The sequence below is a fragment of the Micromonospora sp. ATA51 genome, assembly GCF_016802855.1.
In the GTDB taxonomy this organism is placed as follows: domain Bacteria; phylum Actinomycetota; class Actinomycetes; order Mycobacteriales; family Micromonosporaceae; genus Micromonospora; species Micromonospora sicca.
The window spans coordinates 1-15,414 of the sequence record NZ_JAEVHJ010000146.1 but is presented as its reverse complement, the minus strand read 5'-3'; the positions used below and the strand labels follow the sequence as shown (position 1 = coordinate 15,414).

At 70.8% G+C, this 15,414-nt stretch carries 16 protein-coding genes and 1 pseudogene; 6 read left to right on the top strand and 11 right to left on the bottom strand.

Translation table 11 applies throughout. From position 1 onward, the window contains the following. A pseudogene (locus JNW87_RS21635) lies at positions 1-193 on the top strand (hypothetical protein); the annotation flags it as partial. A 9-nt stretch (positions 194-202) separates the two neighbouring features. Here the strand turns inward: JNW87_RS21635 and JNW87_RS21630 are convergent. Both JNW87_RS21630 and JNW87_RS21625 read right to left on the bottom strand, forming a co-directional pair. Then, complete coding sequence (locus tag JNW87_RS21630) at positions 203-823, bottom strand: DUF4190 domain-containing protein (protein ID WP_109803468.1); 621 nt, start codon at positions 821-823, stop codon at positions 203-205. A 35-nt stretch (positions 824-858) separates the two neighbouring features. Next, on the bottom strand, positions 859-1,155 hold the full coding sequence (locus JNW87_RS21625) for a CD225/dispanin family protein (RefSeq protein WP_109803469.1): 297 nt from the start codon (positions 1,153-1,155) through the stop codon (positions 859-861). 188 nt (positions 1,156-1,343) lie between these two features. On the opposite strand from JNW87_RS21625, the gene purN reads away from it, so the two are divergent. Both purN and purH read left to right on the top strand, forming a co-directional pair. After that, positions 1,344-1,964, top strand: coding sequence for a phosphoribosylglycinamide formyltransferase (purN, locus tag JNW87_RS21620; protein WP_109803470.1), 621 nt, complete (start codon positions 1,344-1,346; stop codon positions 1,962-1,964). Further along, on the top strand, positions 1,961-3,532 hold the full coding sequence (gene purH / locus JNW87_RS21615; RefSeq protein ID WP_109803471.1) for a bifunctional phosphoribosylaminoimidazolecarboxamide formyltransferase/IMP cyclohydrolase: 1,572 nt from the start codon (positions 1,961-1,963) through the stop codon (positions 3,530-3,532). The genes purN and purH overlap by 4 nt, the downstream gene beginning before the upstream one ends. 942 nt (positions 3,533-4,474) lie before the next feature. On the opposite strand, the gene JNW87_RS21610 is transcribed toward purH, so the two are convergent. From JNW87_RS21610 to JNW87_RS21595, 4 genes are all read right to left on the bottom strand, one after another. Beyond that, positions 4,475-4,822, bottom strand: a complete 348-nt coding sequence (locus tag JNW87_RS21610; RefSeq protein WP_238454286.1) for a hypothetical protein — start codon at positions 4,820-4,822, stop codon at positions 4,475-4,477. A 120-nt stretch (positions 4,823-4,942) separates the two neighbouring features. After that, positions 4,943-5,095, bottom strand: coding sequence for a hypothetical protein (locus JNW87_RS21605; RefSeq protein ID WP_238454285.1), 153 nt, complete (start codon positions 5,093-5,095; stop codon positions 4,943-4,945). A 666-nt stretch (positions 5,096-5,761) separates the two neighbouring features. Continuing rightward, positions 5,762-5,929, bottom strand: coding sequence for a hypothetical protein (locus JNW87_RS21600; RefSeq protein ID WP_238454284.1), 168 nt, complete (start codon positions 5,927-5,929; stop codon positions 5,762-5,764). 192 nt (positions 5,930-6,121) lie between these two features. Beyond that, entirely contained in the window at positions 6,122-6,316 is a 195-nt protein-coding gene (locus JNW87_RS21595; RefSeq protein ID WP_238454283.1) for a hypothetical protein, read from the bottom strand. Positions 6,317-6,462: 146 nt separating this feature from the next. Here JNW87_RS21595 and JNW87_RS21590 point away from each other — a divergent pair, with 146 nt between their 5' ends. Next, on the top strand, positions 6,463-7,110 hold the full coding sequence (locus tag JNW87_RS21590; RefSeq protein WP_238454282.1) for a hypothetical protein: 648 nt from the start codon (positions 6,463-6,465) through the stop codon (positions 7,108-7,110). A 131-nt stretch (positions 7,111-7,241) separates the two neighbouring features. On the opposite strand, the gene JNW87_RS21585 is transcribed toward JNW87_RS21590, so the two are convergent. The 5 genes from JNW87_RS21585 to JNW87_RS21565 all read right to left on the bottom strand — a co-directional run bounded on the left by JNW87_RS21585 (position 7,242) and on the right by JNW87_RS21565 (position 12,988). After that, on the bottom strand, positions 7,242-8,273 hold the full coding sequence (locus JNW87_RS21585; RefSeq protein ID WP_109803771.1) for an ABC transporter ATP-binding protein: 1,032 nt from the start codon (positions 8,271-8,273) through the stop codon (positions 7,242-7,244). Beyond that, positions 8,257-9,294 carry an ABC transporter ATP-binding protein gene (locus JNW87_RS21580; protein WP_109803772.1) on the bottom strand — a complete coding sequence of 346 codons (1,038 nt, stop codon included), beginning with the start codon at positions 9,292-9,294 and terminating at the stop codon, positions 8,257-8,259. The genes JNW87_RS21585 and JNW87_RS21580 overlap by 17 nt, the downstream gene beginning before the upstream one ends. 6 nt (positions 9,295-9,300) lie before the next feature. Then, entirely contained in the window at positions 9,301-10,257 is a 957-nt protein-coding gene (locus JNW87_RS21575; RefSeq protein WP_109803773.1) for an ABC transporter permease, read from the bottom strand. Continuing rightward, entirely contained in the window at positions 10,250-11,188 is a 939-nt protein-coding gene (locus JNW87_RS21570; protein ID WP_109803774.1) for an ABC transporter permease, read from the bottom strand. Before JNW87_RS21570 ends, JNW87_RS21575 begins: the two co-directional genes overlap by 8 nt. A 195-nt stretch (positions 11,189-11,383) precedes the next feature. After that, positions 11,384-12,988, bottom strand: coding sequence for an ABC transporter substrate-binding protein (locus JNW87_RS21565; protein ID WP_109803775.1), 1,605 nt, complete (start codon positions 12,986-12,988; stop codon positions 11,384-11,386). Between the two features lie 414 nt (positions 12,989-13,402). Here JNW87_RS21565 and JNW87_RS21560 point away from each other — a divergent pair, with 414 nt between their 5' ends. Beyond that, a complete protein-coding gene (locus JNW87_RS21560) occupies positions 13,403-14,263 on the top strand; it encodes a bifunctional methylenetetrahydrofolate dehydrogenase/methenyltetrahydrofolate cyclohydrolase (protein WP_109803776.1) in 861 nt (286 codons plus the stop codon). 144 nt (positions 14,264-14,407) lie between these two features. Continuing rightward, positions 14,408-15,358 carry a malate dehydrogenase gene (mdh, locus tag JNW87_RS21555; RefSeq protein WP_109803777.1) on the top strand — a complete coding sequence of 317 codons (951 nt, stop codon included), beginning with the start codon at positions 14,408-14,410 and terminating at the stop codon, positions 15,356-15,358. Positions 15,359-15,414: the final 56 nt, after the last annotated feature.

The following is a 15,414-nucleotide window of genomic DNA, read 5'->3' as shown; positions in this document are numbered from 1 at the left end:
GCTCGGCGGTGGCCGGCTGGCCGAGATCGGTCCGGTGCCCTGGCAGGTGGCCGGGATGGCCACCGGGGTCGTCGGGGTCGGCGCGCTGCTCGGCGCCGCCGCCACGAAGCTCCTCGTCCGGCCACGCGGGCCTGAACTCTTGGTACAGCGAAAGGGGCATCCCGGACCACGCCGGGACGCCCCCATCACCTGATGGCCCGGCTCAGGCGCCGGGAACATTCATGTTGAGCGCCACAATCGCGATGATCTGCGCGATTCCCAGCACGATGCCGATCGCCCCGCAGATCAGGCCGGTGGTGACCTGGCTGCCGTTGGCCGCGACCCCCTGGCTGACCTTCTGCTTGCCGAGGTAGCCGGTGACCACCGCGGCGATGCCCAGCGGGATGCCCAGGTAGCAGCAGGCCAGCGGGATGGACGCGATGCCGAGGATCATCGACACCAGGCCGAGGGTGTTCTGCTGGCCCTGCGGCATCGGGTAGCCGGCGTTCGGGTACGTCGGCGCGGCGCCGTAGGGCGGCTGCTGGCCGTACGGGTCCTGGTACGGCTGCTGCCCGTACGGCTGTCCCGAAGTCGGCTGCCCGTACGGCTGGCCGGGGGTCGGCTGGCCGTACGGCTGTCCCGAGGTCGGCTGCTGCCCGTACTGCGGCGCCTGCGGCTGGGTGTACGGGTCCTGCGGCTGGCCGTAGGGCTGGCCGGCCGGGGGCTGTTGCCCGTACTGCGGCGCCTGCGGCGGCGGCGCGTACGGGTCCTGGTACTGCGGAGCGGTCGGATCCTGCGGCGGCTGCTGGCCGTACGGGTCCTGACCGGGGTAACCGGGCTGCATTACTGGATGCTCCTCAGGCTGGGGGTCGGCGGTCGTCAGTTCGTGCTGTTGCCGCTCATCATTCCGCCGACGCCCAGGGCGAGGCAGCACACGACCGTCAGGGCGATCCAGATGATGCCGATGATGAGGGCCAGCTTCGACCACTTCTTCGACTCGGCGGCGGCCGCCTGGGCGCCCGCGTAGTCACCCTGCTGGAGCAGCGGGTTCACCTTGGACGCGTTGATGATGGCCGGGATGGCCAACGGCCAGAACAGGAAGATCGAGACGATCGACATCGTCATGTTGTTGTCGATCTGCGGCGGCGGCTGCTGCTGCGGGTAACCAGGCTGCATGGCGGGCGTACTCCTCGTTCCATCGGCACCCCCGGGGGTGCCGGTTCACTGACGGGTGCGGGGCCGGGCGTACGCCGGGCACCGAGCGAAGCGACCGGCAGCGTATCGTGCCCGGGCCATCCGGGTGACCGCCCGAAGCGGCGCTGCCCGAGCGCTGGACGCCCCGACCTGCCCGATAGGGTGGCCGCGTGACCGAGCCCGCGTCCGTCGCCCGCCTCGTCGTCCTCGTCTCCGGCTCCGGCAGCAACCTTCAGGCGCTGCTGGACGCCGCCGCCGACCCCGCGTACGGGGCCCGGGTGGTCGCCGTGGGTGCCGACCGGGACGGGATCGCGGGCCTGGACCGGGCCGCCGCGGCCGGGGTGCCGACCTTCGTCGACCGGGTGAAGGACCACCCGACCCGGGAGGACTGGGACAAGGCGCTGACCGCGCACGTCACCGAGCACCGGCCCGACCTGGTCATCAGCGCCGGCTTCCTGAAGCTCGTCGGCCCGCACTTCCTGGCCGCGTTCGGCGACCGCTACCTCAACACGCACAACACCCTGCTGCCGGCGTTCCCCGGCATCCACGGTCCCCGGGACGCCCTCGCCTACGGCGTGAAGCTCACCGGGGCCACCCTCTTCTTCGTCGACGCCGGCATGGACACCGGCCCGATCGTCGCCCAGGTCGCCGTGCCGGTGCTGGACGACGACGACGAGGAGACGCTCACCGAGCGCATCAAGTCCGCCGAGCGCCGCCAGCTCGTCGAGCAGGTCGGCCGGCTGGTCCGTGAAGGTTGGACGATCACCGGAAGAAAGGTCACCGTGCCGTGAGTTCCACTCAGGACGACCGCCGCCCGATCCGGCGGGCGCTGGTCAGCGTCTACGACAAGACCGGCCTGGTCGAGCTGGCCCGGGCCCTGCACGACGCCGGGGTGGAGCTCGTCTCGACCGGCAGCACCGCGTCGACCATCGCCGGCGCGGGCGTGCCGGTGACCCCGGTGGAGCAGGTGACCGGCTTCCCGGAGATCCTCGACGGCCGGGTGAAGACCCTGCACCCGAAGATCCACGGTGGCCTCCTCGCCGACCTGCGCAAGGACTCCCACGCGGCCCAGCTCGACGAGCACGGCATCGCCGGGATCGACCTGCTGGTCTCGAACCTCTACCCGTTCCAGGCCACCGTCGCCTCCGGCGCCGACCAGGACGAGTGCGTCGAGCAGATCGACATCGGCGGTCCGGCGATGGTCCGCGCCGCCGCCAAGAACCACGCCTCGGTCGCCGTGGTGACCGACCCGGCCGCGTACCCCGCGCTGCTGGCCGCCCTCGGCGCGGGTGGCTTCACGCTCGCCCAGCGCCGGGCGCTCGCCGCCCGCGCCTTCGCCGTCATCGCCGACTACGACGTGGCGGTCGCCGAGTGGTTCGCCGCGACGCTGGCCCCGGCCGCCGACGGGTGGCCGGAGTTCGCCGGGCTGGCGCTGACCCGGCAGGCGGTGCTGCGCTACGGCGAGAACCCGCACCAGGCGGCGGCCCTCTACGCCGATCCGGCCAGCCCGGCCGGACTGGCCCAGGCCGAGCAGCTGCACGGCAAGGAGATGTCCTACAACAACTACGTCGACGCGGACGCCGCCTGGCGGGCCGCGAACGACTTCGCCGACCGGCCGGCGGTGGCGATCATCAAGCACGCCAACCCGTGCGGCATCGCCGTCGGCGTGGACGTCGCCGAGGCGCACCGCAAGGCGCACGCCTGCGACCCGGTGTCGGCGTACGGCGGGGTGATCGCGGTGAACCGCCCGGTGAGCGTGGAGCTGGCCCGTCAGGTCTCCGAGATCTTCACCGAGGTGCTCGTGGCGCCCGGGTTCGACGAGGGCGCGGTGGAGATCCTCCAGGGGAAGAAGAACATCCGGCTGCTGCGCGCCCCGGAGTTCAACCCGCTGCCGGCGGAATGGCGGCAGGTCACCGGCGGCGTCCTGGTGCAGTTGCGGGACCGGATCGACGCCGCGGGCGACGACCCGGCGAACTGGCGGCTGGCCACCGGCGAGGCGGCCGACGAGGCGACCCTGCGGGACCTCGCCTTCGCCTGGCGGGCGGTGCGCGCGGTGAAGAGCAACGCGATCCTGCTGGCCAGGGACGGCGCGACCGTCGGCGTGGGCATGGGCCAGGTGAACCGGGTCGACTCGGCGCAGCTCGCGGTCAGCCGGGCCGGGGCGGACCGGGCCCGCGGATCGGTCTGCGCCTCGGACGCGTTCTTCCCCTTCGCCGACGGGCCGAAGATCCTGATCGAGGCGGGCGTCCGGGCGATCGTCCAGCCCGGCGGCTCGATCCGCGACGAGGAGGTCATCGCCGCGGCGAAGGAGGCCGGGGCGACCATGTACCTCACCGGCACCCGGCACTTCTTCCACTGACACGTCGTGGGAAGCGGGGCGCGGCCGACGGCCTTGCCCCGCTTCGGCGTTGAGCCTCCACTCGGGAGCGCTCCCTCGGTCGCCGCGCTGACCAGCCGAAAGTACGACCATCAACCCGTTGCCGGTCGTCAACTGGTGTTGCTAGCGTGATCCCGGCAGCAAGCGATCGACCCCCCGGATACTCCTTACCACCCGTCTCCCGCCCGCGGCCCCCGGCCGCCCGCCCGAGCGGCGTCCGACATCCCTCGTTCCGACAGGTTGGCCCCATGCGCGTGCGCGACCGGTTGAGCGCCGTCGTCGTCGCGCTGGCGTTCGTCCTGGCCGGTCTGGGCGCGCCGGCCTGCGCGGAGGCCCACCTGCCCGGCGCGGTGGTCACCGCCGCGCACCGGTCGATCGTCCACGACGCGACGCACGTCGTCCCTCCTGACGAACGGCGCGTCGTCGCCCCGGTCGCCACGCCGCACCCTGCCGCCCCGCCGTCCGGCGACCCCCGGGCCTCGGGGAGCGCCACGCGCACCCCGACACTCCGCCGGAGCTGCGGGCGGAGGTTCCCGGCGGGCCCTGTGGTGACCACCGCGCCGGCGTCGGCCAGACCGACGGACCGGACGATCTTCTCCTCGGCGCGCCCCTGCGGGTCGACGGCACGACGGTCGCCGTCCTCGCCGCGACCCCTTACCGGCCGCCGGTCGTTCCGCTGCCGCCCCGGGGCACCCTGCTCACCCGGGCGCCACCCGCCACCGCCTGACCCTCCCCGCCGTCCCGGTCCTGCCGGGCCCGACGAGGTGTGACCCGTCCGCCAGGTGGACGCCGCAGCGCGACGAGGGTCGAATCCGGACGGTGCCCGTCCGATCACCAGGCAGCACACCACGGCCACGCCATCCGCCGCCGTGGTCTCCCTCCCCGGGCCCACCCTGCCCGGGACCTCCCTGAATCCTGGAGGATTCACATGTCGAAATTCCGCTGGCGCAAGCCGGCGACAATTGCGGGCGCGCTGGTGCTGACCGCCGCGCTCGGTGGCGTCGCGGCCACCAACCACGAGGTCCTCGAGGCCCTCGGCCTGGCCCAGGAGCCGGGCGCCAACCTGCCCTGGCACCCCCGGGAGTTCGCCGAGATGGCGGCCGGGGAGAACTCGGAAGAGGCCGGCGAGGAGGCCTTCGAGGCCCGGGTCATCGCCGAGCAGTTCGCCCAGGCCCGGTCGGCCCCGGGCATCGTCGCGGCGGGCGCGTACTCGAACGCGTTCAGCCAACTGAACGGGCTGCCGGCCACCAAGGGCAGCTGGCGCGAGGTCACCAAGATCAAGTATGACGGGGACGACCCCCGCTACCGCGACTACGCCTCCAACTCCTCCGGGGGCGCGGGCCTGGTGACCGGTCGGATCACCGGCCTCGCGGCGGACAACAGCGGGTACGTCTACGCGGCCGGCGCCGACGGTGGCGTGTGGCGGTCCTCGATCGGCGGCGGGAGCTGGACGCCGATCACCGACCAGCTGCCCACCCTGTCCAGCGGCGACGTGGTGCTCGCCGCCGACGGCTCGCTCTGGTACGCCTCGGGCGAGGCGAACACCGGCGCGACCTCGTACGTCGGCGCCGGCGTCTACCGGCTGGCCAGCCCGAAGACCGGTCAGTTCACCGCGGCCGACCGGGTCGGCGGCACCGAGCTGGAGAGCACGGTCATCAACAAGCTGCGGTTCTTCGACGGCAAGGTCTGGGCCGCCACCAACCGGGGTCTCTACTCGCACTCGATGAGCAGCGGCTCCGGGGCGTGGAAGTTCGAGTGGGCGCCGAACCCGAGCTACCTGCCGGGCGGGGCGGACGCGGGCACGGCCAACGCGGCGTACAAGAACATCGTCAACGACGTGGCCGACGACCCGCGCAATCCGAAGCACGTCGTGGTGGCCTCGGCCTGGCGGTCGGGCGACACCTACAACGGCTTCTACGAGACCGCCGACTACACGGCGGGCGGCTGGGCCAAGGTCAACCCGACCGGCTCCATCCCGGCCGACGACATCGGCTACGTGACGTTCGCGTTCTCCGCCGACGGCGGCAAGCTGTACGCGATCAACCAGTCGCCGAAGCTGCTCAACAAGCCGGCCGGCAACGTCAACAGCTACCTGGACGGCATCTACGTCTCCAACAACGGTTCGCCCGCCGGGCCGTGGAGCAAGATCGCCGACTCGTCGAAGCTGGGCAACTCCGGCTCCGCGCTCAAGCAGACCGTGATCGGCAAGGGCTACGGTCCCGGCATCCAGGCCTGGTACAACCAGTTCCTCGCGGTCGACCCGGCGAACCCGAACCACGTCTGGGCGGGCCTGGAGGAGGTGTACGAGAGCACCGACGGCGGCGCCAACTGGAAGACCGTCGGGCCGTACTGGAACTTCGGCTTCTCCTGCTGGAACATCTACGACGCGCAGAACAAGTGCAACAAGACCATCCACTCCGACCAGCACTCGGTCGCGGTGGGCAACGGCTTCGTCTACGTCGGCAACGACGGCGGCATCTACCGCCGGCCGATCAACGGGAAGACCGACAAGGACGGGCACGCCGCCGACTGGCAGAGCCTGAACGACGGCAGCATCGACGCCCTCCAGTACTACTCGGTCTCGGTCGGCAAGGACCCGGCCAAGGCGGGCACGGTGGTCTCCGGCGGTCTCCAGGACAACGGCGCCTCGGTGCTGCGGGCCGGCGACACCGTGATGGGCTCCAACTTCGGCGGTGACGGCGGCGACTCGCTGGCCGACCCGGCGAACGGCTGCCGGCAGGTCCAGGAGTACACCAACCTGGCCATGCGAGTGACCGAGAACTGCAACGCCAACCCGGCCGGGCACGGCGTCGACCTCCACCTCGCGGGACATCCAGCCGTACACCTCGGCGCCCGGCGACGAGCTGGCCCGGTTCATCGCGCCGTTCTCCCCGGACGCGAAGGACGCGAACGTGTGGGTCGCCGGCGGCCAGCACGTCTGGGTGAACACCAAGGGGTACGCGATCTCCAACGGCAAGGGCTGGACGAACGTCTTCGACCTGGGCGGCGGCCATACCGCGACCTCGGTGGGCGTCTCCGGCGGCACGGCGTACGTCGGTTGGTGCGGTCCGTGCAACAACGCCGGGTTCACCCGGGGCGTCGCGGTCGGCAAGGTGAACGACCCGGCGAGCTGGCACCAGCTGACCCTGCCGGCGGACTTCCCGAACCGGTTCGTGCAGGGCGCCGGCGTCGACCCGGCCAACCCGGCGCACGCCTTCCTCGCGATCAACGGGTTCTCCCGGCGGTTCACCGAGGGCCCGGGCGCCGGCTACGGCCACGTCTACGAGACGACCGACGCGGGCGCGACCTGGAAGGACGTCTCGGCGAACCTGCCGGACGTGCCCGCCAGCTCGATCAGGGAGCTGTCGAACGGCGCCCTGGTGCTCGCCACCGACCTGGCCACCTTCTACCGGGCGCCCGGGGCGACCGACTGGCAGCGGCTCGGCGCCGGCCTGCCGCTGACCGTCGGCATGGACGTCGAGTACAACGCGGTGGACAACTCGGTCTACGTGGCCACCCACGGCCGTGGCATCTGGGCGTTCGACCTGGCCCAGCTCTGAGACGTCGGCGATCCGGCCCGGTTCCCGATCCGGGCGGACCGCGGCCCGACACCAGCCGGCCCCCGTCCCCTGTCCGGGGGCGGGGGCGGCTGAATTCGGCGCGGGGCGGTTCGGTCGGCGGGTGGGGTGGGTCAGGCGGCGGCGGGGCGCACCTCGGCGAAGTGGCAGGCCGAGGGGTGCGGGTCGGCGGCGCGCAGGACCGTCTGCGGGTCCTGGATGGCGCAGATGTCCTGCGCCTTCCAGCAGCGGGTGCGGAAGTGGCAGCCACTCGGCGGGTCGGCCGGGCTGGGCACGTCGCCGGTGAGCCGGATCATGTTCCGGTTCTCCCGGGCGTCCGGGTCCGGCACCGGCACGGCCGAGAGCAGCGCCTGGGTGTACGGGTGGGTGGCACGCTCGTAGATCTCCTGCTCGGTGCCGATCTCCACGATCCTGCCGAGGTACATCACCGCGACCCGGTCCGAGATGTGCCGGACCACCGACAGGTCGTGCGCGATGAAGATGTACGACAGGCCGAACTCGTCCTGGAGCTGCTCCAGCAGGTTGATCACCTGGGCCTGGATCGACACGTCCAGGGCCGAGACCGGCTCGTCGCAGACGATGACCTCCGGCCGCAGCGCCAGGGCCCGGGCGATGCCGATGCGCTGCCGCTGGCCGCCGGAGAACTGGTGCGGGTACCGGTTGATGTGCTCGGGGTTGAGCCCGACCACGTCCAGCAGCTCCTGCACCCGCTTCTGCTTGCTGCCCTTCGGTGCCGCGTCCGGGTGGATCTCGAACGGCTCGCCGATGATGTCGCCGACCGTCATCCGCGGGTTCAGCGAGGTGTACGGATCCTGCATCACCATCTGCATGTTGCGGCGCAGCCGGCGCAGCTCCGCGCCGGAGGACTTGAAGAGGTCCTTGCCCTCCAGCGTGGCCCGGCCGGAGGTCGGCGTCTCCAGCCGCATCAGCAGCCGGGCGAGGGTCGACTTGCCGCAGCCGGACTCGCCGACGATGCCGAGCGTCTCGCCCCGGCGCAGCTCGAAGCTCACCCCGTCGACGGCCTTCACCGCGCCGGTCTGCTTCTTGAACAGCACACCCTGGCTGATCGGGAAGTGCTTCACCACGTTGTCGACGGAGAGGATCGTCTCGCCGCGGACCTTGGTCGGGCTAGCGGGCGCTGTCATCACGGACCTCCTGCGCGAAGTGGCACGCGCTGGTCCGGCCGTCGCCGAGGACCAGGTCGTGCGGCACCACGTCCACGCAGACCTGCTGCGCGTACGGGCACCGGGGGTGGAACGGGCAGCCGGAGGGGATCCGCATCAGGTTCGGCGGCAGCCCCTTGATGGTGGAGAGCGCCTGCCCGCGTACGTCCATCCGCGGAATCGACTCCAGCAGGCCCTTGGTGTACGGGTGGGCCGGCGCCCGGTACAGCGAGCGCACGTCGGCGTGCTCGACGATCCGGCCGGCGTACATCACGGCGATCCGGTCCGCGACGCCGGCGACCACGCCGAGGTCGTGGGTGATCAGGATCATCGCCATGTCGAGGTCCCGGCGCAGGTCGGCCAGCAGGTCCATGATCTGGGCCTGCACGGTGACGTCGAGCGCCGTCGTGGGCTCGTCGGCGATCAGCACCTTCGGGTTCAGGGCCAGCGCCATCGCGATCATGACGCGTTGCCGCATGCCGCCGGAAAACTGGTGCGGGTAGTCGCCCAGCCGCTTCGCCGCCGCCGGGATCTTCACCAGGTCCATCAGCTCGACGGCCCGCCGTCGGGCGTCGGCCCGGGACATCCCCTCGCGCTGGCGCAGCGTCTCGCCGATCTGCCAGCCGACTGGGAAGACCGGATTCAGCGCGGAGAGCGCGTCCTGGAAGATCATCGCGATCTCCTTGCCGCGCACCTGCCGGCGCTGCTCCTCCGACTGGGTCAGGAGGTCCCGGCCCTGGTACAGGATCTGGCCGGAGCGGACGTGGGCCGGGGGAGTGTCGAGGATGCCCATGATCGCCTGGGCGGTCACAGACTTGCCGGAGCCGGACTCGCCGAGCACCGCCAGGGTCTCGCCCGCGTCCAGGTGGTACGAGACCCCGTTGATCACCTTGGCCACGCCCTCATGGGTGCGGAACTCGACGTGCAGGTCGCGTACCTCGAGCAGGTGGCCGCCGGGCGGGGTGGGAGAGGCCGGCGTCGGCCGGACAGCGGACTGGGTCATGAGAGTTCACCGCAGCTTCGGGTCGAAGGCGTCACGGATCGCGTCGCCGAGCATGATGAACGCCAGCACGGTCAGCGCGAGGAAGGTCGACGGGACGATCAGCGGGGTCGCCGACTCCCGCATGTGGATCCGGCCGGTGTCGATGTCCTGGCCCCACGAGATCGTCGGCGCCTTGAGACCGATGCCCAGGAAGGAGAGCGTCGCCTCGGCGGCGATGAACGAGCCGAGCGCGATGGTGAGCACCACGATGGCCGGGGCCAGCGAGTTCGGCAGGATGTGCCGCCACATGATCCGGCCGTGGCCGGCGCCGAGCATCCGGGCCGCCGCGACGTAGTCCTGCTCCTTCGCGGTGATCACCGACGAGCGCACCACCCGGGCGGCCGTGGTCCAGCCGAGGATGGCCAGCACGAAGATCACCGCCGTGATCCGGACCGTCGGGCTGGCGTTGCCGACCCGCTTGAGCAGCACGATCGCGGCCAGCAGCAGCGGGATGCCGAGCACCACGTCGATCACGCGGGAGAGCACCGCGTCGATCCAGCGGCCGAAGTAGCCGGCCACCATGCCGACCACCAGCGCGATCACCCCGGTGCCCAGCGCGGAGAGCGCGCCGACCAGCAGTGAGGCGCGAGTGCCGTGGACCGCGCGGGAGTACGTGTCGCAGCCCTGAAAGTCGTACCCGAAGATGGCCCCGCCGGACGGCCCGGCGTGCTGCCGGGAGAGCAGGCAGTCGCTCGGGTCGTTCGTGGTGAACAGGCCGGGGGCCAGGGCCATCAGGGTGAAGATGACCACCAGCGCCAGCGAGATCCAGAAGATCGGGTTGCGCCGCAGGTCGCGCCAGGCGTCGCCGGCCAGGCTGCGCGGCTTGTGCGCCGCGCCGATCTGGTTGGGCGTGCCCGGCTCGCCGGAGGGGCCCCGGCGGGCGGCCTGGTTCTCGGTCGCCGCCACCGTCTCAAAATCACTCATAGCGGATCCTCGGATCGAGTACGGCGTACAGGACGTCCACCACCAGGTTCGAGACCAGGTAGACCACGACGAGCACGCTGACGATGCCCACCACCAGCGGTCCGTCCTCGGTGCGGATGCCGCGGAAGAGGTTGAAGCCGACACCGGGGATGTTGAAGACGCCCTCGGTGATGATCGCGCCGCTCATCAGGTTGCCCAGCTCGACACCGAGGAAGGTGACCACCGGGATGAGCGAGTTGCGCAGCACGTGGACGGTGACGATCCGGCGCTTGACCAGGCCCTTGGACCGGGCGGTGCGGACATAGTCGGCGCGCAGGTTCTCCGCCACCGAGGTACGGGTCAGCCGCAGCGCGGTGGCCAGCGACAGCGAGCCGAGCACGATGCCCGGCAGCAGCAGCGCGTAGAACGTCGGCTCGGAGCCGGCGGTGGGCGGGAAGAGCTGCCACTTGACGCCCAGGAAGTACTGGGCGAGCGGCGCCAGCACGATGGTCGGGATGCCGAGCACCAGCAGGGTGAGCACCAGCGTCGAGTTGTCGAAGATGCTGGCCCGGCGGATGCCGGCGATCACGCCGGCGGTGACGCCGAAGATGATCGCCACGGCGAGCGCGATCAGCGCGAGCTTCACGGTGATCGGCCAGGCCGCCTGAAGGATGTCGCCGATCTGCCGGCCGGTCAGCGACTGGCCGAGGTCACCCTGGAGCAGGCTCTTGACGTAGTCGAAGTAGCGGTAGAAGAAGCCACCGACGCCCGTGGCGTCCAGGTGGTACTTCTCGGTCAGGTATGCCCGCTGGGCCGCCGTCACCGGTCGTTCGCCTGCGAGGGCCTGGATGGGGTCGCCCTGGCCGGCGAACATCAGCGCGTAGACGATCAGGGTGGTCCCGAAGAACGCGAGGACCATCTGCAGTAGGCGCCGCAAGATGTAGCGGAACATGCTTAGCAGTCTCTCCGGAAATGTGCGAAAGGGTCGCGGGACGGCATCTCTGGTCGTACCGGAAATATCGGTAGGGGTGCCGTCGGCCCGGGGGAGGCCGGCGCCGCCTCCGACGCCGGGCGCGCGGCCCGGCCGGGGTAGCGCGGTCCGGGCCACCCGGGCGTCGTCGCCCGGATGGCCCGCACCATGGTCAGCTCAGCTGGCCGCTTCGATCTTGACGAGGTTGACCCGCTGGAACAGGTCCATCTCGACGTTCTTGACCTTGGACGAGTGGCCGAACACGTTCTCGCCGAAGCGGAGCGGGATCACCGGCATGTCCTTGGCCAGGATGTCCTCCGCCTGCTGGTACTTGGCGATCGCCTCGTCCTGCGTCTTGGCGGCCGAACCCTCCTTGACCAGCTTGTCGAACTCCGGGTTGCTGTAGCCGTAGTAGTTCGACGAGCCGTTGGTGGTGTACAGCGGGCCGAGGTAGTCCTCCATCGACGGGTAGTCCATCACCCAGCCCATCCGGAACAGACCCACCGGCTGCTTCTTCTCGACCTTGGTCAGCAGGTCGGCGAACTTCGGCTCGGCCGAGCCGACGACGTCGACGCCCAGGTTGGCCTTCAGCTGGTTGGCGGTGGCGTCGACCCAGTCCTTGTGACCGCCGTCCCCGTTGTAGGAGATGACGATCTTCGACGGGCCGCCGGCGGCCTGGTAGAGCTTCTTGGCCTCGGCCGGGTTGAACTCCCCGGCAGCGCCCGCGGTGTTGTCCCGGTAGCCCGGCAGCACCGGCGAGACGAACGAACGGGCCGGCTGCTGCGAACCCTTGAAGATCGACTTGGTGATCTCGTCCCGGTCGATCGCCATCGAGATGGCCTTGCGCACGTCCGGGTTGCTGTAGTCCTTGTCGAACGTCGGGAACGCGAGGAACTGGAACGACGACATCGGGCTGGTCTGGTACCGGTCACCGAGGTCGGTCGGCGCGGTGCTCAGGTTCTCGGTCGGGATCGTCGGGAGGACGTCCAGGTTGTCCCCCTGCACGTCCGCGTAGGCCGCGGTGAGCTGCTGGTAGACCCGGAACTCGACGCCCTTGACCTTGGGCTTCTGGCCCGGGTACGCGTCGTACCGCTCGACGTCGATCTTGGCGTCGTGCTGCCAGGTGCCCTTCATCTTGAACGGGCCCTGACCGATCGGCGCCTGCTCGTACGAGTCCTTCAGCACGCCCGGGCCGGAGAACGCGGCCTCCGGCAGCGGGTAGAAGGCGGTGTAGCCGAGCATCGTCTTGAAGTCGATGTACGGCTCGGACAGCGTCACGGTGAAGGTGAGGTCGTCGACCTTCTTCAGCCCGGACATCGTCTTGGCCTTCGGCTTCTCGCCCTGCAGGTCCTGGTAGCCGGCGATCTTCTCGAAGAAGTAGCTGGCGCCCTGGCCGTTGGGGGCGTACGCGCCGTAGTTCCACGCGTTGATGTAGTCGTCGGACGTGGCCTTCTCACCGTTGTGGAAGGTGAAGCCGTCCTTCAGCTTGATCGTCCAGACCTTGTTGTCCGACGACGTCACCGACTGGGCCGCCACCTCGTACGGCTTGTTCTGCGCGTCGTAGTCGACGAGCGGGCTGAACAGGCCGGCGAGCACCTGGGAACCCGACGTCTCGGTGGTGTTCGTCGGAACCAGGTGCTGCGGCTCGCTGATCTGGATGCTGACGGCCGCGTTGGGGTCGCTGCTGCCGGATCCGCTGCCTCCGCCGCTGCCGCAGGCCGCGAGGCCCAGGGTCACCGCGAGCGGGAGGGCGGTCCAGGCAGCAAGCCTACGAACTCGCATTGAGTCTCCTCATCTCCTCACGCTGCGCAGTCAGGCCCGGCGTGGGGTGACGCTGCGCAACAATCGGCAACGGTAGGTCGCCGGCGGCAGCTTCGACAACGAGAGCGTTGCGAAGGGGTAACGGAATGGGGTGCCGGGCCTTGTCGACGTCGGGCACCTCTGCTAAGGAGGAGGCCCGGAATCCCTGCTCAGGCTGCCTCTCCGCCCGCCCGGCCGCGCGCCTGGCGTGCGGTCGCGACGCAGCCGCGACCTTGCGTGCCCGTTGTCCGCTCTGTGGAGGTTGATGATCGTCTGTCGGTCTCGCGATGTGGCGCGATCCACAGCACCTAACTGTGAGTGATTAAACCCACGTTACGTTTAGTCACGGTTTGCCGTCCTCGGCCGGGCGGGCGACGCGCGTGAGACGATCGGTGCGTGACGGCGACGATCCTGGACGGCAAGGCGACCGCGGCGGAGATCAAGGACGAGCTGCGGGTACGGGTCAAGGCGCTCGCGGAGCGCGGCATCACCCCCGGGCTGGGCACCGTCCTGGTGGGCGCCGACCCCGGCTCCCAGGCGTACGTCAACGGCAAGCACCGGGACTGCGCCGAGGTGGGCATCGCCTCGATCCGGCGCGAGCTGCCGGCCGACGCCACCCAGACCCAGCTCGACCAGGTGCTGACCGAGCTCAACGCCGACCCGGCCTGCCACGGCTACATCGTCCAGCTGCCGCTCCCGGCCCACCTGGACACCCAGCGCGCGCTGGAGATGATCGACCCGGACAAGGACGCCGACGGCCTGCACCCGGTCAACCTGGGCCGGCTGGTGCTCGGCTACGACGCTCCGCTGCCCTGCACCCCGCGCGGCATCGTGGAGCTGCTCCGCCGGTACGACATCGCGCTGCGCGGCGCCAAGGTCGCCCTGATCGGCCGGGGCAACACGGTCGGGCGCCCGCTCGGCCTGCTGCTCACCCGGCGCAGCGAGAACGCCACCGTGACGCTCTGCCACACCGGCACCCTGGACCTCGCCGCGCACACCCGGGCGGCCGACATCGTCATCGTCGCGGCCGGCGTGCCGGGACTGCTCACCGCCGACATGGTCACGCCGGGCGCCACCGTGGTCGACGTCGGCATCACCCGGGTGGTCGGCGCGGACGGCAAGGGCCGCTACACCGGCGACGTGGACCCCGAGGTGGCCGAGGTCGCCGGCGCGCTGGTGCCGATGCCCGGCGGCGTCGGCCCGATGACCCGGGCGATGCTGCTGACAAACGTCGTCGAGCGCGCCGAGCGCGGCTGATCCGCCCGCACCCGGCTCATCGGGTCGCCGGGGTGCTGTGTCGTTACGCCCAAGCGCGTCATAACCGTCCGCCCCTCGCCCGATCGGTGCCAGGATGGCTGATACGGTCCGGAAAACCGACTGGTATCAGGGAGTGGGACGACCATGGGTAAGAAGGTCACTGTCGTCGGCGCCGGCTTCTACGGCTCCACCACCGCACAGCGCCTGGCCGAGTACGACATCTTCGACACCGTCGTGATCACCGACATCGTGGAGGGCAAGCCGGCCGGTCTCGCGCTGGACCTCAACCAGTCGCGCGCGGTCGAGGGCTTCGAGACCAAGGTCGTCGGCGCCACCACCGGCCCGAACGGCGAGGGCTACGAGGCCATCGAGGGCTCCGACGTCGTCGTCATCACCGCCGGCCTGCCCCGCAAGCCCGGCATGAGCCGGATGGACCTGCTGGAGACCAACGCCAAGATCGTCCGCCAGGTCGCCGAGAACGTCGCCAAGTACGCCCCGAACGCCGTCGTCATCGTGGTCTCCAACCCGCTCGACGAGATGACCGCGCTGGCCCAGCTCGCCACCCAGTTCCCGAAGAACCGGGTGCTCGGCCAGGCCGGCATGCTCGACACCGCCCGGTTCACCAACTTCGTCGCCGAGGCGCTGAACGTACCGGTGAAGTCGGTCAAGACCCTCACCCTCGGCTCGCACGGCGACACCATGGTCCCGGTGCCCTCCAAGAGCACCGTCAACGGCAAGCCGCTGCGTGACGCGATGCCCGCCGCGCAGATCGAGGAGCTGGTCGTCAAGACCCGCAACGGTGGCGCCGAGGTGGTCGCGCTGCTGAAGACCGGCTCGGCGTACTACGCCCCGTCGGCCGCCGCCGCCCGGATGGCCAAGGCCGTCGCGGAGGACTCCGGCGAGGTCATGCCGGTCTGCGCCTGGGTCGACGGGCAGTACGGCATCTCCGGCGTCTACCTGGGCGTCGAGGCCCAGATCGGCCGCGAGGGCGTCAAGAAGGTCGTCGAGACCGACCTGGACGCCGACGAGCTGGCCAGCCTCAAGGCCGCCGCCGAGGCCGTCCGCGCGAAGCAGGCCGACATCGCCAACATGTGAGCTGATCCAACCCCGAAGGGGCACGCCGGCCCTCGGCGGCCGCGACGCCGGCCCGC

Bases quoted from the DNA above. Each gene is read 5' to 3' on its own strand.
- JNW87_RS21630 (WP_109803468.1), bottom strand. From the start codon at position 823: ATGCAGCCCGGTTACCCCGGTCAGGACCCGTACGGCCAGCAGCCGCCG.
- JNW87_RS21625 (WP_109803469.1), bottom strand. From the start codon at position 1,155: ATGCAGCCTGGTTACCCGCAGCAGCAGCCGCCGCCGCAGATCGACAAC.
- JNW87_RS21600 (WP_238454284.1), bottom strand. From the start codon at position 5,929: ATGTTCCAGCAGGAGAAGCCGAAGTTCCAGTACGGCCCGACGGTCTTC.
- JNW87_RS21595 (WP_238454283.1), bottom strand. From the start codon at position 6,316: ATGGCCAGGTTGGTGTACTCCTGGACCTGCCGGCAGCCGTTCGCCGGG.
- JNW87_RS21585 (WP_109803771.1), bottom strand. From the start codon at position 8,273: ATGACAGCGCCCGCTAGCCCGACCAAGGTCCGCGGCGAGACGATCCTC.
- JNW87_RS21580 (WP_109803772.1), bottom strand. From the start codon at position 9,294: ATGACCCAGTCCGCTGTCCGGCCGACGCCGGCCTCTCCCACCCCGCCC.
- JNW87_RS21575 (WP_109803773.1), bottom strand. From the start codon at position 10,257: ATGAGTGATTTTGAGACGGTGGCGGCGACCGAGAACCAGGCCGCCCGC.
- JNW87_RS21570 (WP_109803774.1), bottom strand. From the start codon at position 11,188: ATGTTCCGCTACATCTTGCGGCGCCTACTGCAGATGGTCCTCGCGTTC.
- JNW87_RS21565 (WP_109803775.1), bottom strand. From the start codon at position 12,988: ATGCGAGTTCGTAGGCTTGCTGCCTGGACCGCCCTCCCGCTCGCGGTG.
- mdh (WP_109803777.1), top strand. From the start codon at position 14,408: ATGGGTAAGAAGGTCACTGTCGTCGGCGCCGGCTTCTACGGCTCCACC.